24 protein-coding genes (1 of these 24 only partly in view) are annotated in these 20,992 nt (G+C 71.8%); 14 read left to right on the plus strand and 10 right to left on the minus strand.

Annotation, left to right across the window (positions count from 1 at the left end; all coding sequences use genetic code 11):
- Nucleotides 1-118: 118 nt before the first annotated feature.
- The 3 genes from AC0HI0_RS44930 to ppgK all read right to left on the minus strand — a co-directional run bounded on the left by AC0HI0_RS44930 (nucleotide 119) and on the right by ppgK (nucleotide 3,131).
- Complete coding sequence (locus AC0HI0_RS44930) at nucleotides 119-298, minus strand: DUF7455 domain-containing protein (protein WP_121011206.1); 180 nt, start codon at nucleotides 296-298, stop codon at nucleotides 119-121.
- A gap of 557 nt (nucleotides 299-855) precedes the next feature.
- Nucleotides 856-2,160, minus strand: a complete 1,305-nt coding sequence (locus AC0HI0_RS44935; RefSeq protein WP_480929559.1) for an RNA polymerase sigma factor — start codon at nucleotides 2,158-2,160, stop codon at nucleotides 856-858.
- Nucleotides 2,161-2,369: 209 nt separating this feature from the next.
- Complete coding sequence (gene ppgK, locus AC0HI0_RS44940; RefSeq protein ID WP_480929560.1) at nucleotides 2,370-3,131, minus strand: polyphosphate--glucose phosphotransferase; 762 nt, start codon at nucleotides 3,129-3,131, stop codon at nucleotides 2,370-2,372.
- A gap of 95 nt (nucleotides 3,132-3,226) precedes the next feature.
- Here ppgK and AC0HI0_RS44945 point away from each other — a divergent pair, with 95 nt between their 5' ends.
- The gene (locus AC0HI0_RS44945) at nucleotides 3,227-4,024 is read left to right on the plus strand and encodes an inositol monophosphatase family protein (protein WP_480929561.1); all 798 of its coding nucleotides are present in this window, start codon (nucleotides 3,227-3,229) and stop codon (nucleotides 4,022-4,024) included.
- A 159-nt stretch (nucleotides 4,025-4,183) separates the two neighbouring features.
- Here AC0HI0_RS44945 and cei read toward each other — a convergent pair whose 3' ends face one another.
- A complete protein-coding gene (cei, locus tag AC0HI0_RS44950) occupies nucleotides 4,184-4,900 on the minus strand; it encodes an envelope integrity protein Cei (RefSeq protein ID WP_480929562.1) in 717 nt (238 codons plus the stop codon).
- A 428-nt stretch (nucleotides 4,901-5,328) separates the two neighbouring features.
- Between cei and AC0HI0_RS44955 the strand changes: the two genes are divergently transcribed.
- Nucleotides 5,329-5,628, plus strand: a complete 300-nt coding sequence (locus AC0HI0_RS44955; protein WP_015099231.1) for a DUF4193 domain-containing protein — start codon at nucleotides 5,329-5,331, stop codon at nucleotides 5,626-5,628.
- Nucleotides 5,629-5,902: 274 nt separating this feature from the next.
- Here AC0HI0_RS44955 and AC0HI0_RS44960 read toward each other — a convergent pair whose 3' ends face one another.
- Nucleotides 5,903-6,364, minus strand: coding sequence for a DUF3093 domain-containing protein (locus AC0HI0_RS44960; protein ID WP_480929563.1), 462 nt, complete (start codon nucleotides 6,362-6,364; stop codon nucleotides 5,903-5,905).
- A 24-nt stretch (nucleotides 6,365-6,388) separates the two neighbouring features.
- On the opposite strand from AC0HI0_RS44960, the gene dut reads away from it, so the two are divergent.
- Nucleotides 6,389-6,856: a dUTP diphosphatase gene (gene dut / locus AC0HI0_RS44965; RefSeq protein WP_480929564.1), complete on the plus strand. Its 468-nt coding sequence runs from the start codon at nucleotides 6,389-6,391 to the stop codon at nucleotides 6,854-6,856.
- Between the two features lie 5 nt (nucleotides 6,857-6,861).
- A complete protein-coding gene (locus AC0HI0_RS44970) occupies nucleotides 6,862-7,488 on the plus strand; it encodes a DUF3710 domain-containing protein (RefSeq protein ID WP_480929565.1) in 627 nt (208 codons plus the stop codon).
- Nucleotides 7,489-7,637: 149 nt separating this feature from the next.
- On the opposite strand, the gene AC0HI0_RS44975 is transcribed toward AC0HI0_RS44970, so the two are convergent.
- Complete coding sequence (locus AC0HI0_RS44975) at nucleotides 7,638-8,318, minus strand: alpha/beta fold hydrolase (RefSeq protein WP_480929566.1); 681 nt, start codon at nucleotides 8,316-8,318, stop codon at nucleotides 7,638-7,640.
- 107 nt (nucleotides 8,319-8,425) lie between these two features.
- Here AC0HI0_RS44975 and AC0HI0_RS44980 point away from each other — a divergent pair, with 107 nt between their 5' ends.
- From AC0HI0_RS44980 to AC0HI0_RS44990, 3 genes are all read left to right on the plus strand, one after another.
- Entirely contained in the window at nucleotides 8,426-8,803 is a 378-nt protein-coding gene (locus AC0HI0_RS44980; protein ID WP_015099236.1) for an OB-fold nucleic acid binding domain-containing protein, read from the plus strand.
- Nucleotides 8,800-9,495 (plus strand): DUF3159 domain-containing protein, encoded by a 696-nt coding sequence (locus AC0HI0_RS44985; protein ID WP_480929567.1) that lies wholly within the window; start codon nucleotides 8,800-8,802, stop codon nucleotides 9,493-9,495. The genes AC0HI0_RS44980 and AC0HI0_RS44985 overlap by 4 nt, the downstream gene beginning before the upstream one ends.
- A 193-nt stretch (nucleotides 9,496-9,688) precedes the next feature.
- Nucleotides 9,689-10,057, plus strand: a complete 369-nt coding sequence (locus AC0HI0_RS44990) for a hypothetical protein (RefSeq protein ID WP_480929568.1) — start codon at nucleotides 9,689-9,691, stop codon at nucleotides 10,055-10,057.
- Here AC0HI0_RS44990 and AC0HI0_RS44995 read toward each other — a convergent pair.
- On the minus strand, nucleotides 10,038-10,226 hold the full coding sequence (locus AC0HI0_RS44995; protein ID WP_480929569.1) for a DUF397 domain-containing protein: 189 nt from the start codon (nucleotides 10,224-10,226) through the stop codon (nucleotides 10,038-10,040). The genes AC0HI0_RS44990 and AC0HI0_RS44995 overlap by 20 nt on opposite strands.
- Nucleotides 10,157-10,759 carry a DUF5753 domain-containing protein gene (locus tag AC0HI0_RS45000; protein ID WP_480934531.1) on the minus strand — a complete coding sequence of 201 codons (603 nt, stop codon included), beginning with the start codon at nucleotides 10,757-10,759 and terminating at the stop codon, nucleotides 10,157-10,159. Before AC0HI0_RS45000 ends, AC0HI0_RS44995 begins: the two co-directional genes overlap by 70 nt.
- A 23-nt stretch (nucleotides 10,760-10,782) precedes the next feature.
- On the opposite strand from AC0HI0_RS45000, the gene AC0HI0_RS45005 reads away from it, so the two are divergent.
- On the plus strand, nucleotides 10,783-11,046 hold the full coding sequence (locus tag AC0HI0_RS45005) for a hypothetical protein (protein WP_480929570.1): 264 nt from the start codon (nucleotides 10,783-10,785) through the stop codon (nucleotides 11,044-11,046).
- On the opposite strand, the gene AC0HI0_RS45010 is transcribed toward AC0HI0_RS45005, so the two are convergent.
- Both AC0HI0_RS45010 and AC0HI0_RS45015 read right to left on the minus strand, forming a co-directional pair.
- On the minus strand, nucleotides 11,043-11,699 hold the full coding sequence (locus tag AC0HI0_RS45010) for a potassium channel family protein (RefSeq protein WP_480929571.1): 657 nt from the start codon (nucleotides 11,697-11,699) through the stop codon (nucleotides 11,043-11,045). The two genes, AC0HI0_RS45005 and AC0HI0_RS45010, sit on opposite strands and share 4 nt — an antisense overlap.
- Nucleotide 11,700: 1 nt before the next feature.
- On the minus strand, nucleotides 11,701-12,519 hold the full coding sequence (locus AC0HI0_RS45015) for a potassium channel family protein (RefSeq protein ID WP_480929572.1): 819 nt from the start codon (nucleotides 12,517-12,519) through the stop codon (nucleotides 11,701-11,703).
- Between AC0HI0_RS45015 and AC0HI0_RS45020 the strand changes: the two genes are divergently transcribed.
- The 6 genes from AC0HI0_RS45020 to AC0HI0_RS45045 form a co-directional block, all read left to right on the plus strand.
- Entirely contained in the window at nucleotides 12,446-14,503 is a 2,058-nt protein-coding gene (locus AC0HI0_RS45020; protein WP_480929573.1) for an APC family permease, read from the plus strand. The genes AC0HI0_RS45015 and AC0HI0_RS45020 overlap by 74 nt on opposite strands.
- The gene (locus AC0HI0_RS45025) at nucleotides 14,500-15,729 is read left to right on the plus strand and encodes a class I SAM-dependent RNA methyltransferase (RefSeq protein ID WP_480929574.1); all 1,230 of its coding nucleotides are present in this window, start codon (nucleotides 14,500-14,502) and stop codon (nucleotides 15,727-15,729) included. The genes AC0HI0_RS45020 and AC0HI0_RS45025 overlap by 4 nt, the downstream gene beginning before the upstream one ends.
- 72 nt (nucleotides 15,730-15,801) lie before the next feature.
- Nucleotides 15,802-17,703, plus strand: coding sequence for a 1-deoxy-D-xylulose-5-phosphate synthase (gene dxs / locus AC0HI0_RS45030; protein ID WP_480929575.1), 1,902 nt, complete (start codon nucleotides 15,802-15,804; stop codon nucleotides 17,701-17,703).
- Nucleotides 17,704-17,950: 247 nt separating this feature from the next.
- Nucleotides 17,951-18,571 (plus strand): slipin family protein, encoded by a 621-nt coding sequence (locus AC0HI0_RS45035; RefSeq protein ID WP_480934532.1) that lies wholly within the window; start codon nucleotides 17,951-17,953, stop codon nucleotides 18,569-18,571.
- An 851-nt stretch (nucleotides 18,572-19,422) separates the two neighbouring features.
- Nucleotides 19,423-20,109: a response regulator transcription factor gene (locus tag AC0HI0_RS45040; RefSeq protein ID WP_480929576.1), complete on the plus strand. Its 687-nt coding sequence runs from the start codon at nucleotides 19,423-19,425 to the stop codon at nucleotides 20,107-20,109.
- An 8-nt stretch (nucleotides 20,110-20,117) separates the two neighbouring features.
- Nucleotides 20,118-20,992 carry the 5' portion of a sensor histidine kinase gene (locus AC0HI0_RS45045; RefSeq protein ID WP_480929577.1) on the plus strand. It continues 253 nt past the right edge of the window, so the window shows 875 of its 1,128 coding nt (coding positions 1-875); the start codon lies at nucleotides 20,118-20,120; the stop codon falls past the right edge of the window.

A 20,992-nucleotide genomic window follows, 5' to 3' on the forward strand; every position in this document is an offset into this window, starting at 1 on the left:
CGACCTTGGCGCACCGGGGGAACGCCCCCGGCGAGCCCCGGACGTGCAGGGGGGCGGAGACCTCACGGCCTCCGCCCCGGACGGCTAGGGTGCTACAGACCTCGCGGTCTGCGTGTGTTCAGCCCTGCTGCAGTTCAGCAGCGAGTTCGCGCAGCTTGGTGCTGTGCTCGCGGGCGTGGTGCCCGCAGAACAGCAGCTCGCCCCCGGAGGGAAGCACGGCGCGTACCTGGGCAGCAGCCCCGCAGCGGTCGCAGCGGTCGGCAGCGGTCAACTCGGGGCGGGTGAGCGTGGTAGTCATGGAAATCTCCCTCCGTCCCGGCACCGGGGATTCGGTGCCCTCACACCTAGCTGCGACCACCCCGCATCTGGCTGGTGCGTCGTGTTCGCTGGCTCCACTCTTGCAGACGCACGGGCGTAAGTCAGTGTTCCCAAGCCCGTGGCGACCCGCGTCACTTCAGATTTACCCGGCCACTCGGACGTTCGAACCTCGGACTTCCACCGGTTCGCCTGTCTCAAGCTCACGTTCCGCTGTCGTGCCAACGCTTTGAGACCTGCGGATACGATGCGGAGACGACCTCCGCTGCTCCAAAAGGTGGGTGTTCACTAGGCCGATCTGTGATCGGTAACACTTTGGTCAGCCCAGAGCGAACACGTCCCGGGATTCCAGCATTCGGACGCATCACGTCCAGTTCACCGGCCCGTCGGCTCACACCGTCCTCACGCGACGGACGCGTCCGACCACCCGCCGTGCTCGACACCGCGTCGACCCGCCACCGCCCCGTGGCCGCCACGAGACCCCGGAAACGCCGGACGCCGGCGACCCCCGGGGGGATCGCCGGCGTCCGGAGCCGGAACTCAGTCCAGGTAGTCGCGCAACACCTGGGACCGCGACGGGTGCCGCAGCTTCGACATCGTCTTCGACTCGATCTGCCGGATGCGCTCGCGCGTGACGCCGTAGACCTGGCCGATCTCGTCCAGCGTGCGGGGCTGGCCGTCGGTCAGGCCGAAGCGCAGCCGGACCACGCCCGCCTCGCGCTCGGACAGCGTCGCCAGCACCGACTGCAACTGGTCCTGCAGGAGCGTGAACGACACCGCGTCCACGGCCACCACGGCCTCGGAGTCCTCGATGAAGTCGCCGAGCTGGCTGTCGCCCTCGTCGCCGATCGTCTGGTCCAGCGAGATGGGCTCACGCGCGTACTGCTGGATCTCCAGCACCTTCTCGGGCGTGATGTCCATTTCCTTGGCCAGCTCCTCCGGCGTGGGCTCGCGGCCCAGGTCCTGGAGCAGCTCGCGCTGGATGCGGCCGAGCTTGTTGATGACCTCGACCATGTGCACCGGGATGCGGATGGTGCGGGCCTGGTCGGCCATCGCGCGGGTGATCGCCTGGCGGATCCACCACGTCGCGTACGTGGAGAACTTGTAGCCCTTGGTGTAGTCGAACTTCTCCACCGCGCGGATCAGACCCAGGTTGCCCTCCTGGATCAGGTCCAGGAACGCCATGCCGCGGCCGGTGTAGCGCTTGGCCAGTGACACGACCAGGCGGAGGTTCGCCTCCAACAGGTGGTTCTTGGCGCGCTCGCCGTCCCGCACGATCCAGCGCAGGTCGCGGCGCAGCTGCGGGGTGAGCTTCTCGCTCTCCTCCTCGGCCCGGCGCACCCGCTCGGCGGCGTAGAGGCCGGCCTCGATGCGCTTGGCGAGTTCGACCTCCTCCTCCGCGTTGAGCAGGGCGACCTTGCCGATCTGCTTGAGGTAGGCGCGGACCGAGTCGGCGGAGGCGGTGAGTTCGGCGTCCTTGCGGGCCTGCCGCAGCGCCTCGGACTCCTCCTCGTCCCAGACGAAGTCGCCCTCGCCGGGCTTGGCCTCCTCCTCGGCGGGCTCGTCCTCGACCGGCTCGTCGATCAGCTCGACTTCGTCGACCAGGTCCTCGTCACCGGGAACGCCCTCGATCTCGTCGGGCTCGTCGCCGTCCTTCTTCGCCTTCGCCGGTGTCCCGGCGGGGGCGGCCTTGGCGGCCGTCTTGCGCGGCGCCCGCGTGGCCGTCTTGCCCGCCGCGGCGGTCTTCGCCACCGGCTTCTTGGCCGGGGCCTTCCTCGCCGAGGTGGCCTTGGGCGTCTCCTCGGCGTCAGCCTGAGCTGCCTGAGTAGTCTTCGCGGCTGCCACGTACGCCCTTTCGCGACTGTCGATCAAGGCAAACCGAAGGGCGCGAACCTCGGTCGCCTGAGTACGGGGGAGAGCCCGCCGGATCGTTCGTCAGCGGGGCACCGTTCCATTGTAACGACGTGAATCGCGTGCCGATGCGCATCACCCGCATCAGATGCGCCCCGGCACGCATCACCGCAGCTAGAAGCCTCGGGAAAGTCCGGACCCGATCAGTGCCGCAGGCCGTGCGCCGCCGCGACGGCCGCACCGACGATGCCCGCGTCGTTCTTCAGCGCCGCCGCGACCACCTCGGTGCGGACCTCCAGCAGCGGCAGCCACTTCTCCGCCTTCTTGCTGACCCCGCCGCCCGCGATCACCAGGTCCGGCCAGATCAGGTCCTCCAGCACGCCCAGGTACCGCGACACCCGCGGCGTCCACTCCGCCCAGCTCAGGCCCTTGTCCTCCTTCACCGACGCGGCGGCGCGGGTCTCCGCGTCGTGCCCGTCGACCTCCAGGTGGCCGAACTCGGTGTTGGGCACCAGCCTGCCGTCGAGGAACAGCGCGCTGCCGATCCCGGTGCCGAAGGTCAGCAGCACCACCAGCCCGTCGCGGCCCCTGCCCGAGCCGAACCGCATTTCGGCGATCCCGGCGGCGTCCGCGTCGTTGAGCACCACCACGTCCTCGACCGGGCGGCCGAGCCGCCGGGCGAACAGCGCGGCGGCGTCCGTGCCGATCCACCCCTTGTCCACGTTCGCCGCCGTGCTCGCGACGCCGTGCTTGACCACGCAGGGCAGCGTCACGCCGAGCGGGCCGTCCCAGCCGAACTTCTCGACGATGTCGGCGACCACCTCGGCGACCGACTCCGGCGTCGAAGGCTGTGGCGTGGGAATGCGCAGGCGCTCGCCGTCCAGCGCGCCGGCCTCCAGGTCCACCAGTCCGCCCTTGATGCCCGAGCCGCCGATGTCCACCCCGAACCCGCGGGTCATGACCATCCCGGTGGTCCTTCCTACTCGATTCAGTAACCGTGGCCGAAGACACTAGCCTGCGTATCTCCGATAGTCCCGTGTGAGTGACCGAGGAGGAACAGTTGCAGTTCGATCCACGCGCGCTGGTCGACGTCGCGGTGCAGGTGGGCCGCGAAGCGGGCGATCTCGTGCAGACCATGCGGTCCTCGGCGGTCTCGGAGGTCGACACCAAGAGCACCGTCACCGACGTGGTGACCGCCGCCGACCGCGCGTCCGAACGGCTGGTGCGCCGGCGGCTCGCGGAGCTGCGGCCGGGTGAGCCGGTCGTCGGCGAGGAGGAGGGCGGCGACGCGGTCGACGGCCTGACCTGGGTCGTGGACCCGATCGACGGCACGGTCAACTACCTCTACGGCATCCCGCACTACGCCGTCTCGATCGCCGCGCAGGTCGACGGCGTCTCGGTGGCCGGAGCGGTGGTGGAACCGGCGAGCGGCCGGGTCTGGACGGCGGCGGCCGGCGGTGGCGCCTGGCTCGACGGCCGGCGGCTCGCCGTGTCCGGGGCGACCAGCCTGGACGTCTCGCTGCTCGGCTACGGGTTCGCCTACCGGGCCGACCGCCGCAAGCGCCAGGCGGAGACCTGGGCGGGCATGGCGACCCTGCTGCGCGACATCCGGCGGGCGGGCGCGGCGTCGCTGGACCTGTGCGCCGTGGCGGCGGGCCGGCTGGACGCCTACGCCGAGCACGCCCTGGGCCGCTGGGACTGGGCCGCCGGGGCGCTGCTGGCCCGGGAAGCGGGCGCGGTGGTGCACCTGCCCGGCGAAGCGCCGGAACTCGGCGCGGACGCCACCTTCGCCGCCGCCCCCGGCATCGCGGACGCCCTTTTCGACGCGCTCGTGACGCACGGTTTCGGCAAGGTCTGACCCGGGCCGCCCGGCCCGCCCGACGACCCCACCGCCCGAACATCACCCGGACCTACTAACCCGGACGGGTGATTCGGGCCGGTGGCCGAAACTTTTTCGCCGGCCGCGGGCGTCGCACAGCTCACAACACCGCCGGCGTGACCCGCCGCGTGGCGGAGATCAGCAGTGCACGTCCCGCGCGCCCTGGAGGTTGTCCGCGTTGACCGAGGGCGTGCTGGGCTCGGAGACCTGGCCGCCCTGCCGGTCGGGCTGCTGCTCGGCCCACGCGGCCAGCTGGTCGAGCACCTTGCGGGCGTCGTGGTTCGGCTTGGTCTCGCTGAACTTCTTGCCCACCGCGATGTCCACGGTGGCGTCCTGCCGCTCGTCGCGGACCAGTTCCAGGCACGGCTCGATCAGGCTCAGCGTGCGGGCCGCGCCCGCGCCCGGCGCGCCGAAGCGGATCTGGCCCCGGCAGGTCATGTCCTGCGCCGGGTAGACCGGGTCGTTGCCCGGCTCGGCGGCCTGCTTGAGGCCCAGTTCGGTCAGCGTCGTCGCCACGAACCGCGCCTGGTTGCGCTGCGTGCTGGCGTTGAACGCCCGGAACTGGACGTTCGCGGCGGGCACCGGCTCGGTGCGGTCCAGCGCGTCGTGCCCCAGGACCGTGCCCAGCGCGGGCGCCGGGGCGGGCGCCGCGCCGTCGGGCGGCGGAGCCGTCGTGGACGGGGCGTTGCCCGGGGTGTTGCACCTGATCGCGGCGTCCACGTCGCCCGCGTCGGCCAGCACGCGGTTCCACACCACGACCGCCGTCACCGCGAGCAGCGCGAACACCACCAGCGCCGGCACCGGCCGCCGCCTCCGGTACCGCGACGACCCGCCACTCCCCGAACCGGGTCCCACGTCCGCCGACCTCCCCTGGCGTAGTGCCGATGTGATCAGGCTAGGCCGCGTTCCGCGATTCCGCGTCCCGGGGCCGGCCGTTGCGGGCCGCAATCACCCGGTAGCGGACGGTCAGTGCAGCGCGGATGCGGTGCGACGCGGTCGCTCCGGGCGGGTGGCCCTGCCCGAGAGCCTATCGGGCCAGCGTGCGAAGGGCCTGTCACCCGTCTGCTCAATTAGGGGGAACCCGGTGCACGCCACCCCGTGCGATGAGCTACCCTCTCGGCGCTCCGCGCGCTCCCGGACACCTGATGCGTCGACGTACAGGGGGTTGGCGCCCGGCCGCGCGGGCGAGACCTCCGTCACTGGGGACGGAGGGCACAAACAGGGGCGCTGGTGCGTTTACCAGCGACACGAACAGTCTCCGTTGACCGCAGGGGTGAAAGAAGATGGCGACCGACTACGACGCACCGCGTCGCAGCGAGGCAGACGAACTCGCTGAGGACTCCCTAGAGGAGCTCAAGGCGCGGCGCAATGAAACACAGTCCGGGGTCGTCGACGTCGACGAGGACGCGTCTGCCGAGAACTTCGAGCTGCCGGGCGCCGACCTGTCCGGTGAGGAACTGACGTTCAAGGTCCTGCCCAAGCAGGCGGACGAGTTCACGTGCTCGAAGTGCTTCCTCGTGCACCACCGCAGCCGCCTCGCCGAGGAGGTCAACGGCCAGTACATCTGCCGCGACTGTGCCTGACCAGCGCGGACAGACCGACTGACCGGAACCGGCGATCCCGTACCTGGGCGCTTACCCCCACCGCCGGGGTAGCGCCCAGTCGCGTGTGCCGGCCTGACCGCACGACCACCGGACGACCCGCCGACCACCCCGCGAGCACCGGGGGTGTGACGCAACGAACACCTTCCGCCGGCCGAGCCCTCGGGCGCGATGCTCACGCAGCGTCCCCGGGCCGCCGCCGGACCTCTCCGGCCCCGGCCGACCCCTCGACCCGCGCCGACCCCGACTTCCGGGTTCACCCCTTCAGGGCGGCGACCAGCTTCTCCGGCGAGCGCACGCTGAACAGCCAGTAGGGCGTCGGGTCCGCCGGGTCCGCCACCGTGATCTTCACCATCGGGCCGATCCAGCCGCGGTGCGCCACGAACGCCATCGGGTCCAGGTAGGGGCCCATCGCCTTGCGCTTGGTCCGGGCGTCGAACACCTCGACCTCGCCCAGCAGCTCCAGCGGGATGTGCGCCTGGCCGACCTTCAGCTCACCGCCGGCCACCTCGACCTTGATCGCGCCCATCCGCCACACCAGCAGCCCGGCCAGCGGCACCGTCACCACGTAGGGCAGCCACGACCGGACGCCCGGGAAGCCCATGTGGATCTCCGCGGCCAGCAGCGCCGCGGCGGCCAGCGGCAGCAGCCAACCCCACCAGGGCACGAACAGCCGCTCGCGGAACGCGGTCGGGGCGGTCACAGCAGTCTCGCTCACACCACCAGGGTAGTCTCGCGCGCCGTGCCCAGCGTCGAGGTCCTGCTGTCCCGGCTCGATCCGTCCGTCCCGCTCCCGTCCTACGCCAGACCGGGCGACGCGGGCGCGGACCTGGTGACGACCTCGGACGTGGTGATCGCGCCGGGCGAGCGCGCGGTGGTGGGCACCGGCATCGCGATCGCGCTGCCCGAGGGGTACGCGGCGTTCGTGCACCCGCGCAGCGGCCTGGCCGCCAGGGTGGGGCTCAGCGTGGTGAACACACCGGGGACGATCGACGCCGGCTATCGCGGCGAGATCAAGGTATGTCTGGTCAACCACGACCTGCGCGACCCGATCGTGCTCACCCGCGGCGACCGGATCGCCCAGCTCGTGCTGCAGAAGGTCGAGCACGCGGTGTTCCGCGAGGTCGGCGACCTGCCCGACTCGGACCGGGGCGCGGGCGGTTACGGCTCTACAGGCGGGCACGAGGTGCTCGCCCGGACGGAGGGGTGAAGGCGATGTTCGGACAGCGCCGCAAGCGCGGTAGGCACTCCGCGAACCGGGGGACGGCGCAACCCGAGGCCGAGGTCCCGGAGGACGGCTCGGGCGAGGGCCCGTTCGACGAGGGGGAGGCCCCCGACGACGGCCTGACCCGCCTCGACCTGGGCTCGATCCGGCTGCCGGTGCCCGACGGGGCCCAGCTCCAGGTCGAGATGGACCCGGCGGGCGAGGTGCGCGCGGTGCACCTGCTGACGCCGGTCGGCCAGCTGACGGTCAGCGCGTTCGCCGCGCCGAAGGCGGACAGGCTCTGGCCCGAGGTGGGCGCCGAGCTGATCAACCAGCTCAAGGGCGACGGCTTCCGGATCAACCGGGAGAACGGCGACTGGGGCGAGGAGATCGGGGCCCGCAACAACGAGGTGCACCTGCGGTTCGTCGGCGTGGACGGCCCCCGCTGGATGCTGCGGGGCGTCGCCGCCGCGCCGTCCGAGGAGCAGTCGGTGCAGGCCGTCGAGGCGCTGTACGAGCTGATCCGGGACACCGTGGTGGTGCGCGGCGACCGGCCGATGCCGGTCCGCACCCCGTTGCCGATCGAGCTGCCCGAGGCGATCGCCCGGCACATCGCCGCCCAGCAGCAGCAGGGCTAGTCGGACGTCGAGCGCGGCGCGGCCCGTTGTCCTCCGGTCCGCGCCGGGCCGGTGCGGTCGTCCGCCGGCCGTTCTCCTCCCCCTCGCGGGGTACTTCGGAAGCGTGGTCCACCGGTCCTACACGATGGTGTGGTTCTCGCGCGGACGCCTCACGCCACCTTGAGGTAGGCGTCGAGCGCGGCGCGACCCAGGGCTTCGCGGTCCGCGCCGAGCGCGTCCAGCGTGGTGGTCTCCAGCGCCGCCCGGGGCAGGGCGTCCAGCCAGGTCTCGGCCACCCCGAGCGGGTGCACGGGGTCGTCGGTGCACGCGGCGATGCCCACCGGCACGTCCAGCGCGCGCAGCTCGGCCGTCGTCGGCGCGGCGCAGCCGGCGGCTTCCCGCAGGACGTCGGCCAACCGGTCGCCGTACCGGGGCCACGCCCGGCGCAGCTCCGCGCCCACCCACCCGTCGACCCCGGCCACCGCGGCGGCCAATCCTTCACTGTCAACCAGGGCCGCGCTCGCCCTCGCGGCCAGCGCCGCCGGCGCGTCACCGGCCGGACCCACCCACGCGGGCAGCGCCACCAGCACCCCGGCGCACCGCTGCGGGTACCGGGCGGCCCACCGCGCCGCGACCTGCGCACCCAACGACACACCGCCCACGACCAGCGGTTTCCCGTCCCACGCCGCGTCCAGCGCGGCGAAGTGCGCGGCCACCGAGCGCGACGGCGGCGCGACCAGCCCGAACCCCGAGGACGCCAGCGGCCCGGCGAACGCGGAGCGGACGAACACCTCGTCCGACGCCGTCCCGGGGAGCACGACGAAAGTGGGCGCGACGTCCCTCGAAGTCATGGTTTGACATCCTCCCCCAGCCGGATACCCGATCGGGTGTACCCGGTTACGCTGGACTTTGGACGGGCTTCGCTGTCGAGGCCCACGGATGCACCCAGGAGTCGGGGATGACCACAACTGGGGGCGGCTACTGGCGCCGCCTCGTGCGTCGGCTGACCACCGACGTCAGCGAGCTGGACGCCGACGACCTCTCTCGAAAAGCCGAGGAGGTCGGCGCCGTCCGCGCGTGTGACTGCAAGTCCGGCGAGGAGGTGACGGTGCTCGGCAGGCTGCGCAGCGTGGAGCTGTGCCCCCGGGACGCCGCCGCCACCCTGGAGGCCGAGCTGTACGACGGCACCGAGGGCGTCACCCTCGTCTGGCTGGGCCGCAGGCGCATCGCGGGCATCGAACCGGGTCGGACCATCAAGGCGCGCGGTCGCATCGCCGTGCGGGACGGGCGCAAAGTGCTCTACAACCCCTACTACGAGTTGCAGAACGCTTCATGACGACAACCGGAACCGAGAAGCAGCCGACCCTCCTGGAGCAGATGGGCGGCGTCAGCGGACTGCTGTACTCGTCCCTGCCCGTCGTGGTCTTCGTCCTGGTGAACGCGTTCGCGGGGCTGATGCCCGCGATCTGGGCGGCCCTGGGGTCGGCGGTGCTCATCGGCATCGTGCTGGCCATGCGCAAGGGCTCGCTGCAACCGGCCATCTCGGCCGTCTTCGGCGTGGGCATCGCGGCCTTCATCGCCTACCGGACCGGGGACGCCAAGGGCTTCTTCCTGTTCGGCATCTGGCAGAGCCTGGTCTACGGCGGCGTGTTCCTCGGGTCGATCCTGATCCGCTGGCCGCTCGCGGGCGTCATCTGGAGCTTCCTCAACGGCCAGGGCACCGCGTGGCGCAAGGACCGCGCGTCGGTCCGCGACTACGACATCGCGACCCTGGTGTGGGCGCTGGTGTTCGGCTCGCGGTTCGTCGTGCAGCGCTGGCTCTACGACGAGGCGTCGGTGGGCTGGCTGGCCGCCGCGAAGCTCGCCATGGGCTACCCGCTGATGGCCGTCGCGCTGATCGCCACGGTGTGGGCGGTCCGCCGCTCGGACCGCCGCCTCAAGGCCACCCAGGCCCGTGAGGAAGAGGAGAACCGCGAGGCGGAAGAGCGCCTGCGGGCCCAGCAGCCGACCCCGGCCGACGAGCACTGAGCGGGCGGACCGGTCCGACCGCAAGACCCGTTGACGCGGCCCCGGAAGCCCGGGGCCGCTGCGCCGCGCGGTCCCGGCCACGCCGGCCCGAACGGTGCCGGCAACCCGCTCCCGGCGGGGGAACGCCGGGCGGCCCCGCGCTCCTAGGCTGGTCCCGGCTGCTTCGCTCGACGGAACCCCGGGGGTCCTCGCCATGTCGAAGGTCTTGTCCCGCACGTCGGCCGGGTTGCTCGCCGCGGTCGCGGTGGCCGGCCTGACCCTGGTCGCCCCTCCGGCCGCGTCGGCGACGACCTGCACGCCCAAGGCCACCGTGACCCCGTCCGGCGGCACGGTCGTCGGACGGGGCTACACGATGTGCCGGGGAGTGCCGGGCGGCGAACCCGTCACCATCACGTTCGACGACGTCGTGGTCCAGCGGATCGACCCGAACACCGGTGTCTGGCACACCGTCGCGACCGGCTTCGGCATCGCGACCTACACGTGCCTGGGCACCGCGACGAACACGTTCCGCGCCGCCACGCCGGACCTGACCACCGCGAGCGTCACGGCGTCGTGCGGCTGATCTTCACCGAGTCGCGGAAAGCGGCGAAACTCGCGACGGGGAAGGCGAGCACCGGCCCGCCGGTGTTCTTGGAGTCCCGCACGCCCGACGACTGCCGCGTCAGCAGAACTTCGACGCACTCGTTGACCTGATTGCTCCGACTGCTCTTGCGCCATTCGGACCGGGCCATTTCATCCCCTCGGACGGCTTTCGGATCAGCACGAGCGAATCCGCCGAGCCGAGCGCCTGTTCGGTCGTCTCCGCCAGTGCCACAGCGTACTCGCGCACCTGTTGGCGCTGATCGATGAAAGTGTTGTAGGTCAACGTCTCCTGGTATACGACCTCGGGCAGCGCGGGCGATGCGAAGGACAGCACCCAGAACGCTCCACCGAGGGCCGGATACGCGCCCACCTCGAATGGCAGCACTCGGAGATCCGCGTGTTCATTCATCGCGATCACCTCCGCGACGTGGGCGAGTTGCGCCCGCATCACTTCCGGGCCGCCGATCCGCCGGCGCAGCGCCGACTCGCCGAGCAGGACGAACAGTGAGAGCGGCTCGTCGCCCTCCGGACGATCACTTCGGGCGAGGCGAGCCGCCATCCGGGGCTCGACCTCGGTCAGCCGGACGTAGGGTGGCCCGCTGCGGAACAGGCGTGCGCGTAATCGCGCGGTTGCCGGTTGCCGGGGATGAAACAGCTCTCGAACGCCCGGATCGAAGTCGATGGCTTTCGCCGCAGCCTGGCTCCGTGTTCATCGGAATGGGCTCGGCCAGGGTGTCCGCCACCATCGACGTGCACGGGGACACCGCCGTGAAGTGCACCGTCACGCCCGACGGCCAAGTCGAGATCGGTCTGGGCGAGGACTCCTACCTGTTCCTCACCCCGTCCGGCGCGACGAAACTGGTCGGCGTCCTCGCCGACGCGGGCCTGGCCGGCACCCCGCAGATCAGCACTCCGCAGATCGGCACCGCGCCGGTCAGCACCTCGCAGCCCGGTACTCCGGCCGACTAGTACCCCAGCGCGGACCTGATCTCGCGCTCCACGTCCGCCGCCGCGACGAACAGCAGCTCGTCGCCACCCTCCAACGTGTCGTCCGGCGTGGGCACGATGACCCGCCCGCCGCGCAGGATCGTCACCAGGGCGGCGTCACGCGGCAGCTCCAGCGAGTTCACCGCGACCCCGCCCAACGGGGTGTCCGCCGGCAGGGTGATCTCGACCAGGTTCGCCTGCCCCTGCCGCAGCGTCATCAGCCGCACCACGTCGCCGACCGTCACGGCTTCCTCGACCAGCGCGGACAGGATCCGCGGCGTCGACACCGCCACGTCCACCCCCCACGACTCGGTGAACAGCCACTCGTTGGTCGGGTTGTTCACCCGCGCGACCACCCGCTTCACCGCGAACTCGGTCTTGGCCAGCAGCGACACCACGAGGTTGACCTTGTCGTCCCCGGTCGCCGCGATGACCACGTCGCACAGCTGCATCCCGGCGTCTTCCAGCGACGACAGCTCGCACGCGTCGGCCTGCACCCACTCGGCCTGCTCCACGGTGTGCGGCTCGAAGTGCGCCCGGTCCCGCTCGATCAGCATGACCTGGTGCCCGTCGGCGACCAGCTCCGCCGCGATCGACCGGCCCACCGCACCGGCCCCGGCAATGGCGATCCGCACCTCAGCCCTCCTCGGGCGCGTGAGCCGCCGCGGCGGCCACATCGGTCACTGTCCCGGACAACGCCGCCACGTACACGACGTCGTCCGCCTGCAACAACGTCTTCGCGTCCGGCAGCACGCCGGTGCCGAACCGCATCACGAACGCCACCCGGCAGCCGGTGGCGTCCTCGAAGTCGCGCACCGAGTGCCCCACCCAGTCCTCGTGCAGGTCCAGCGGCAGCACGGCCACCGAGCCGGACGGGTCGCGCCACGCCGTGGACGCCCCCTCGGGCAGCAGCATCCGCAGGAACCGGTCGGTCGACCACGGCACGGTCGCCACGGTGGGGATGCCCAGCCGCTCGTACACCGCCGCCCGCTTCTCGTCGTAGATCCGGGCCACCACGGCCTCGACCCCGTACGTCTCGCGCGCGACCCGCGCGGAGATGATGTTGGAGTTGTCGCCGCTGGACACCGCCGCGAACGCGCCCGCACGCTCGATGCCGGCCTCGATCAGCACCTTCTGGTCGAACCCGTTGCCCACCACGTGCTGGCCGTGGAAGTCCGCACCCAGCCTGCGGAAGGACTGGGCGTCCTTGTCGATCACCGCGACCTGGTGGTCCAGGCGTTCCAGGGCCTTGGCCAGGGACGAGCCCACCCGGCCACAGCCCATGATCACCACGTGCACGAATGCCTCCTGAACGACGCCTGGGGAGAACCTACCGAGGATTACTCCGACCAGGGGACCTGACCCCTTACGCTTTCGACCCGTGTCCAAGCTCGCAACAGCGGCCAAGCGCCTCCTGGTCGGCAGGCCCTTCCGGAGCGATCGACTAGCGCACACCCTGCTCCCCAAGAGAATCGCCTTGCCGGTGTTCGCGTCGGACGCCATGTCGTCCGTCGCGTACGCGCCCGAGGAGATCTTCCTGGTCCTGTCGGTGGCCGGGCTGAGCGCCTACGCGATGGCCCCCTGGGTGGGGGTCGTGGTCGTCGTCGTGATGCTGACGGTCGTCGCGAGTTACCGCCAGAACGTGCACGCCTACCCGTCCGGTGGTGGCGACTACGAGGTCGCGACCGTGAACCTCGGCCCCAGGGCCGGGCTGACCGTGGCCAGCGCCCTGCTGGTCGACTACATCCTCACCGTGGCCGTGTCGATCTCGTCGGCGGCCGCGAACATCGGCTCCGCCATCCCCTTCGTGGCCACCCACAAGGTCGAGTTCGCGGTGGTCGCCATCGTCCTGCTGACCGCCGTCAACCTGCGCGGGCTGCGCGAGTCCGGGTCGGCGTTCGCCATCCCGACCTACGCGTTCATGATCGGCGTCCTGCTGATGATCGGCTACGGGCTGTTCCGCGGCCTGTTCCTCGGCGACGAGATGCGCGCCGAGAGCGCCGGCCTGGAGCTGCGGGCCGAGGACGACCACCTCATGGGCCTGGCGTTCGTGTTCCTCGTGCTGCGCGCGTTCTCCTCCGGCTGCGCCGCGCTGACCGGCGTGGAGGCCATCTCCAACGGCGTGCCCGCGTTCCGCAAGCCGAAAGCCCGCAACGCCGCCACCACGCTGCTCGCGATGGGCCTGATCGCGGTCGCCATGCTGATGGGCCTGATCGTGCTGGCCCAGATGACCGGCGTGAAGATGGCCGAGGACCCGGCCCACCAGCTGGTCAACGCCCCGGCCGGCTACGAGCAGAAGACCATGGTCGCGCAGATCGCGGCGGCGGTCTTCGACGGCTTCCCGGTCGGGTTCTTCTTCATCACCGTGGTCACCGCGCTGATCCTCGTGCTCGCCGCGAACACCGCGTTCAACGGCTTCCCGGTGCTCGGCTCGATCCTCGCCCAGGACCGCTACCTGCCCCGCCAGCTGCACACCCGCGGCGACCGGCTGGCGTTCAGCAACGGCATCATCTTCCTGGCCGGCGCGGCGGTGATCCTGGTCATCGCGTTCGACGCCGAGGTGACCAAGCTCATCCAGCTCTACATCGTGGGCGTGTTCGTGTCCTTCACGATGAGCCAGACCGGCATGATCCGGCACTGGAACCGGCTGCTCGCCTCGGAGACCGACACCGCCGCCCGCAACCGGATGCGCCGCTCCCAGGCGATCAACGCGTTCGGCCTGGTCATGACCGGTTCGGTGCTGATCGTGGTGCTCATCACGAAGTTCACCAAGGGCGCGTGGATCGCCATCGCCGCGATGGCCGCCATCTACGCCCTGATGACCGCGATCCGCCGGCACTACGACCGGGTCGCCGAGGAGCTGCGCCAGCAGGAGCGCCAGCGCCTGCTGCCCGCCCGCAACCACGCCATGGTGCTGGTCTCCAAGCTGCACATGCCCACCCTGCGCGCGCTCGCCTACGCCAAGGCCACCCGGCCCGACGTGCTGGAGGCCGTCACCGTCAACGTCGACGACGCGGACACCCGGCGGCTGGTGCAGGATTGGGAGAAGGAGAACTTCAAGGTGCCGCTGAAGGTGATCGAATCCCCCTACCGGGAGATCACCAAGCCGGTGCTGGACTACGTGAAGCGGGTCCGCAGCGACAACCCGCGCGACGTGGTCACCGTGTTCATCCCCGAGTACGTGGTCGGTCACTGGTGGGAGCAGGTGCTCCACAACCAGAGCGCGCTGCGGCTCAAGGGCAGACTGTTGTTCCAGCCCGGCGTGATGGTGACCAGCGTGCCGTGGCAGCTGACGTCGGCCACGAAGGTGACCCACAAGGAAGTGGTCGCGCCCGGAGCGATCCGGCGCGGCCTGGACAAGCGCGGCGGCGCCACCCGGGCCCGACCGGAGAAACCCGGTCCCGACCAGGGCGGCGCGGAGCAGAAGGACGGCAAGTGACGGCCACCTGGAAGCAGCGGCTGATCGAAGTCGAGGTCGGCGCGGTAGCGCACGGCGGGCACTGCGTGGCCCGGTACGAGGGCCGCGTGGTCTTCGTCCGGCACGCGCTGCCCGGCGAGCGGGTCCGGGTGCGGGTCACCGAGGACACCGGGGGCTCGTTCTGCCGCGGCGACGCCGTCGAGGTCCTCCAGGCGTCCCCCGACCGGGTGCAGCCGCCGTGCCCGTTCTCCGGACCAGGCCGGTGCGGCGGCTGCGACTGGCAGCACGCCTCGTGGCAGGCCCAGCGCGAGCTGAAGGCCGAGGTCGTCAGCGAGCAGCTGCACCGGCTGGCCAAGCTCGACTGGGAGGTCATCGTCGAAGACCTGCCCGGCGGCCCCGAGCAGTGGCGCACCCGGATGCGGCTGGCGGTCGGCCCGGACGGCCGCGCCGGGTTCCGCGCCCACCGCAGCCACCAGGTGATCCCGGTGGACCACTGCGGCATCGCCGCGCCCGGCGCGCTCGACGGCGTGACCGACCGCACGTGGCCGGCCAAGGCCGAACTGGTCGTCACCCGCGACGCCGGCGGCCAGGTGCACCTGACCGAGATCGGCCCGCCGGTCGTCCGCCGGGGCCGCCCGCTGCCCGGACCGGCCCGCCGCCGGCAGGGCAGCGGCACCGCCACCGAACTCGCCGCGCACCGCGCGTGGAACCTGCGCGCCGACGGCTTCTGGCAGGTCCACCCGGCCGCCGCCGACACCCTCGCGGCCGTCGTCCGCGACTGGGCCGACTGCCAGCCCGGCGAACGCGCCTGGGACCTCTACGGCGGGGTCGGCCTGTTCGCCTCCGTGCTGGCCGAGCAGGTCGGCGAGGACGGGTCCGTCGCCGTGGTCGAGTCCTCGGCCAACGCGGTCGAGGACGGCCGGCTCAACCTGTCCGACCTGCCGCAGGTCTCCTGGCACCCGGGCCGCACCGAAGACGTCCTGGACACCCCCGAGTTCACCGACCTGCCGCCGGACGTCGTCGTGCTCGACCCGCCGCGCAAGGGCGCCGGCCGCCAGGTCGTCACCGCGATCGCCCGCAGCCGGCCCGCCCGTGTGGTCTACGTCGCGTGCGACCCCGCGGCACTGGCCCGCGACATCGCCGCGTTCGCCCACCACGGCTACGAGTTGGCCCAGCTCAGGGCGTTCGACGCGTTCCCGATGACGCACCACGTCGAATGCGTGGCGCTGCTGAGGCCCGTTCGCTGAGCGGCGTCTCAGCCAGTGGTCCGTAGACTGACCGGACGATCGGGGAAGCCAACCACAGGGCGAGGTGGAGCGGTGACGCTGCTGGAATCCGTACACGGACCGGCGGAGCTGAAACGGCTGGAGCACGACGAGCTGGTACGGCTCGCGGAGGAGATCCGGCGGTTCCTGGTCGACAAGGTCTCCCGGACCGGCGGCCACCTCGGCCCCAACCTGGGCGTCGTCGAACTCACCATGGCGGTGCACCGCGTGTTCGACTCCCCCCAGGACCCGGTCGTCTTCGACACCGGGCACCAGAGCTACGTGCACAAGATCCTCACCGGCCGGCGGGCCGACTTCGACACGCTGCGCCAGCGCGGCGGCCTGTCCGGCTACCCGTCGCGCTCGGAGAGCGAGCACGACGTCGAGGAGAACAGCCACGCCTCCACCGCGCTGTCCTACGCCGACGGCCTGGCCAAGGCGTTCCAGCTGACCGGCAAGCGCGGCCACGTCGTCGCGGTCGTCGGCGACGGCGCGCTCACCGGCGGCATGTGCTGGGAGGCGCTCAACAACATCGCCGCCGGCCGCGACCGGTCCGTGGTGATCGTGGTCAACGACAACGGCCGCTCCTACTCGCCGACCATCGGCGGCCTGGCCGACCACCTGGCGTCGCTGCGCCTGCAACCCGGCTACGAACGCGCCCTGGAACGCGGCAAGAACGCCCTCCAGAACGCGCCCTTCGTCGGCAAGCCGGTCTACGCCGCGCTGCACGCCGCCAAGCGCGGCATCAAGGACGCGCTCAGCCCGCAGGCCATGTTCGAAGACCTCGGGATGAAGTACATCGGCCCCGTCGACGGCCACGACCTGCCCGTGCTGGAGTCCGCGCTGCGCCGCGCCAAGTCCTTCGGCGGGCCGGTCATCGTGCACACCGTCACCCGCAAGGGCAACGGCTACGCGCCGGCCGAGAACCACGAGGCCGACCAGATGCACGCCACCGGCGTCATCGACCCCATCACCGGCGAGGCGCTCACCCCCGCCAAGCGCACCTGGACCCACGTCTTCGCCGACGAACTGGCCGTGCTCGGCGCCGAGCGCCCCGACATCGTCGCCATCACCGCCGCCATGCGCGGCCCGACGGGCCTGGACAAGTTCGCCGGCCTGCACCCCGACCGGTGCTTCGACGTCGGCATCGCCGAGCAGCACGCGATGACCTCGGCCGCCGGCCTGGCCATGGGCGGCCTGCACCCCGTCGTGGCGATCTACGCGACGTTCCTCAACCGCGCGTTCGACCAGCTGCTGATGGACGTCGCCATGCACAAGCAGGGCGTCACCGTCGTGCTCGACCGCTCCGGGATCACCGGCCCGGACGGCGCGTCCCACCACGGCATGTGGGACCTGTCCATCTGCGGCCTGATCCCCGGCATCCACGTGGCCGCCCCGCGCGACGCCGCGACGCTGCGCGAGGAGCTGCGCGAAGCCGTCGAGATCTCCGACGCGCCGTCGGTCGTGCGCTACCCGAAGGCGTCCGTCGGCGAAGACCTGCCCGCGCTGGAACGCGTCGGCAAGGTCGACGTCCTGGCCCGTTCCGGCTACACCGACGTGCTGCTGGTCGCGGTCGGGGCGTTCGGGCAGCTCGGCGTCTCCGCCGGCCGGCGGCTCGCCGACCAGGGCATCGGCGTCACCGTGGTCGACCCGCGCTGGGTGTTCCCGGTGCCGGCCGACCTGGTCGAGCTGGCCCGCGAGCACCGCCTGGTCGTCACGGTCGAGGACAACGGCCGGCACGGCGGGTTCGGCTGGGCCCTGGCCGCCGCCCTGCGCGACGCGGGCGTGGCCACCCCGCTGCGCGACCTGGGCATCCCGCAGGACTTCCACGAGCACGGCGAGCGCGCCGAGGTGCTGTCCGACCTGGGCCTGACCGCGCAGGACGTGGCCCGGCGGATCACCGAGTGGGTCGTCGCGGGCGAGCCCGCCGAAATCGAAGCCCGGGTGGAGAAGTAACCGCTACCCTTCCTCCCGCACCGGCGAGCGGCCCGGGGCGGCACTGCCGCCCGGGGTCCCGCGATCCCAGCCGGAAAAGCACAACGCGCTGCCGACGCGAGTGGGTTCACACCCCATGTCGCCGTGCCCCCGGCCGACCACCGGGCGGCGGGCTCTGCGGGCCCAGTGCCCCCGCCCCCCGCTCCACGGCCGGGGACACGGTCCCGCGCCGCCGCGGGCCGAGGAGGGGACGTTGAGACACACGTTGATGCCGTGGGAGCGCGCCGTGCACTTCCAGAGAGGCGAACTGGTCGGTGAGTTAGGCCCCGGACAACACGACGTGGGCCGCCGCGACCAGGTGCACCGAGTCGACACCAGGCCCCGCTCGCAGACCCCGGCGTGGCAGGACGTCCCGACGTCCGACGGCGTGCTGATCCGGGTGACCCTGGTGGTGACCTGGGCGGTGACCGACGCGACCGCGTTCGTGGTGACGGTGGCCGACCCGACCGCCGAACTCCACCTGGCCCTGCAACTGGCGCTGAGGTCCGCGGTCCTGAAACGCACCCACGACCAGGTGGACCCGGCCAGGGGTGAGTTGTCCAACGAGGTCCAGGACATCGTGCGACCACGCGTGGCGGAACTGGGCATCGAACTGCGCCAGGCAGCCGTGCGAGACGTCGTGATGCCGGCCGAACTGCGCAAAGCCGCCCTGGCCGAACTGGTAGCGCGCTGCGAAGCCCGAGCCTGCCTAGAACGAGCCCGAGGCGAAACCGCAGCCCTGCGCTCCCTCCTCAACGCAGCCCGCCTGGCAGAGGAACACCCGACCCTTCTGCAACTGCGAACCCTTCAAACCGCCCACCAAACCGTCGTACTCCGCGACTCCCGCTAACCCCCTCCGCACCACTCCACTCCACTCACCGCCCCGCCACCCTGCCTCCGCCCCACACCTCCGCGCCCCACACCTCCGCGCCCCACACCTCAACGCCCAACACGCACACATCACACAACCGAGTGGTCAAAACATGAATGGGTACGAAAACACCGTTACCCATACTCGGTGAAGCATGAGGTCACCCCGACCACCCACTACCGCACCCACCCTCACGCCGCCGCACCCAACGACCACCCCCCGCCCAACCGCCACCCACCTGCCGCCGCCCCACCCGACCGCCACCCGCCCGTCCGCCCGCGCCACGTGCCCGCGATGGGCACGCCACTCGCCCGCGACGTGCCGGCCGACCGCAACCCGGCCGCCTGGCAACCCGGCCGCCACGCGTTCGCGACGTGCCCGCCTGCGCAACGCGACGTGCGCGCGACAGGCCCGCCCGTGCGCGCCCGTGCGCGCCCGTGCGCGCGATATATGCGCCCGCGACGTGCGTGGTGTGCGCCCGCGATGTGCGTGGTGTGCGGCCATGACGTGTGTGCGCGCGACGTGCGCACCCAGGAGCCGCCGACGCGAGCACCGCTCGCCCCGCCCGAGCCGCCTGTCCGCTCCGCCTACCGGGCGCGGCGGTGGCTCGTCACGCCCGGTAGCCGGAGCGAGCCCGGTCCCGAGAACCGCCCGACCGGTGCCGGTACGGACGGCGGGCCGAAGTCGTACCTGGAAACGGTGAGCTTGCGTGCCCTGGTCTGGAGCGCGAGTCCGCCGGTGGTGGGGGACTGGTGCGTGGGCCAGGCGGTCGGGCGCGACGCGACTCAGCCGCTAAGCCGGTTCTCAGGGATGTGTGGCACCTTTGTGTGGTGCGGATCCTGGTAGTCGAGGACGAGGTGCCACTGGCCGACGCGATCGCGCGTGGTCTGCGGCGCGAGGGTATGGCCGTGGACGTCGCCTACGACGGCGAGACAGGTCACGAGAAATCCACCGTGACCAGGTACGACGTGGTCGTGCTTGATCGCGACCTGCCCGGCATGTCCGGCGACGAGCTGTGCAAGGAGATCCTCAGCTCCGGCGCCCTCACCAGGGTCATGATGCTCACCGCCAGCGCCGGCCTGGACGACCGCGTCGCCGGTCTGTCGCTCGGCGCGGACGACTACCTCGCCAAGCCTTTCGCGTTTCCCGAATTGGTCGCCCGCGTTCGCGCGTTGGCCCGACGCGCGACCCCGGCGACGCCGCCGCTGCTCACCGCGCGTGACGTCGAACTCGACCCGGCCCGCCGCACGGTTCGCCGCGCCGGGCGGCCGATCGAACTCACCCGCAAGGAGTTCGGCGTGCTGGAGGTGCTGCTCGCCGCCAAGGGTTCCGTGGTGAGCAGCGAGGAACTGCTCGAACGCGTCTGGGACGAGAACGCCGACCCGTTCACCACCACCGTCCGGGTCACCGTGATGACCCTGCGCAAGAAGCTCGGCGAGCCCGGGATCATCGACACCGTGGTCGGCTCGGGCTACCGCGTGCCCACGGCCGGCGTCGCCCAGGACGGCACGCGCTGAACACAGGGTTGCGCAGGCGTGGACCGGGTCTCCGGGTCCGCCTGACGCTGCTCGCCACCGGCCTGGTGGCGTTCGTCAGCGGCCTGTTGCTCCTGCTCGGCTGGATGCTCGTCGGGCGGGTGGTCGCGTCCTCACCCCGATTCGCCGACGGCAGCACGGTCCGGGTGGACGGGGTCGACGTGGATGCGGGGGTGCTCGCCGATGCGCTCGGTCAGCAGGCCCGCGACGACGTCCTCCGATCGGGTGCCATCGCCTTCTTGTGCGTCGTCGCTGCGGCGGCTCTGCTGGCGTGGACGATCACCGGCCGCGTGCTGCGGCCCGTGCACGACGTGACCGACGCGGCGCGCAAGCTGTCCGCCGAGTCACTGGGGGAGCGGCTCCGGCTGGTCGGGCCGCGCGACGAGGTCGCCGAACTCGCGGACACCTTCGACGAGATGCTCGACCGGCTCCAGGCCGCGTTCGACTCGCAGCGCCGGTTCGTCGCCAACGCCTCGCACGAGCTGCGCACCCCGTTGTCGGTGATCCGCACGGAGCTGGAGGTGACGCTCACCGATCCCGACGCCGACGAGGCCGAGCTGCGGCGAATGGCGTCCGTGGTGCGCGCGGCGACCGAACGCGCCGAGCAGTTGGTGAGCGCGCTCCTGCTGTTGGCGCGCACGGACGGGCTGGGGTTGGCGGTGCGGGAGCCCGTGGACCTGAACGCCGTGGTCGAGTCCGCGTGGAGGGCCGTGCGGGTGGAGGCGGAACAGCACCAGGTGCGGGCGTCGTTCGTGACCGGGCCCGCGCCGGCCGTGGGGGATCCGGCGCTACTGGAGCGGATCGCCGGCAACCTGCTGGAGAACGCCGTGCGGCACAACGTGCCCGGTGGGTGGATCGAGGTGCG

This window comes from Saccharothrix sp. NBAS 001 (genome assembly GCF_056640475.1).

Excerpts from the sequence above, each read along its gene's own strand:
- AC0HI0_RS44930 (WP_121011206.1), bottom strand. The coding sequence starts at position 298 with ATGACTACCACGCTCACCCGCCCCGAGTTGACCGCTGCCGACCGCTGC.
- ppgK (WP_480929560.1), bottom strand. The coding sequence starts at position 3,131 with ATGGTCATGACCCGCGGGTTCGGGGTGGACATCGGCGGCTCGGGCATC.
- AC0HI0_RS44955 (WP_015099231.1), top strand. The coding sequence starts at position 5,329 with ATGGCGACCGACTACGACGCACCGCGTCGCAGCGAGGCAGACGAACTC.
- AC0HI0_RS44970 (WP_480929565.1), top strand. The coding sequence starts at position 6,862 with ATGTTCGGACAGCGCCGCAAGCGCGGTAGGCACTCCGCGAACCGGGGG.
- AC0HI0_RS44975 (WP_480929566.1), bottom strand. The coding sequence starts at position 8,318 with ATGACTTCGAGGGACGTCGCGCCCACTTTCGTCGTGCTCCCCGGGACG.
- AC0HI0_RS44980 (WP_015099236.1), top strand. The coding sequence starts at position 8,426 with ATGACCACAACTGGGGGCGGCTACTGGCGCCGCCTCGTGCGTCGGCTG.
- AC0HI0_RS44985 (WP_480929567.1), top strand. The coding sequence starts at position 8,800 with ATGACGACAACCGGAACCGAGAAGCAGCCGACCCTCCTGGAGCAGATG.
- AC0HI0_RS44990 (WP_480929568.1), top strand. The coding sequence starts at position 9,689 with ATGTCGAAGGTCTTGTCCCGCACGTCGGCCGGGTTGCTCGCCGCGGTC.
- AC0HI0_RS44995 (WP_480929569.1), bottom strand. The coding sequence starts at position 10,226 with ATGGCCCGGTCCGAATGGCGCAAGAGCAGTCGGAGCAATCAGGTCAAC.
- AC0HI0_RS45035 (WP_480934532.1), top strand. The coding sequence starts at position 17,951 with ATGCCGTGGGAGCGCGCCGTGCACTTCCAGAGAGGCGAACTGGTCGGT.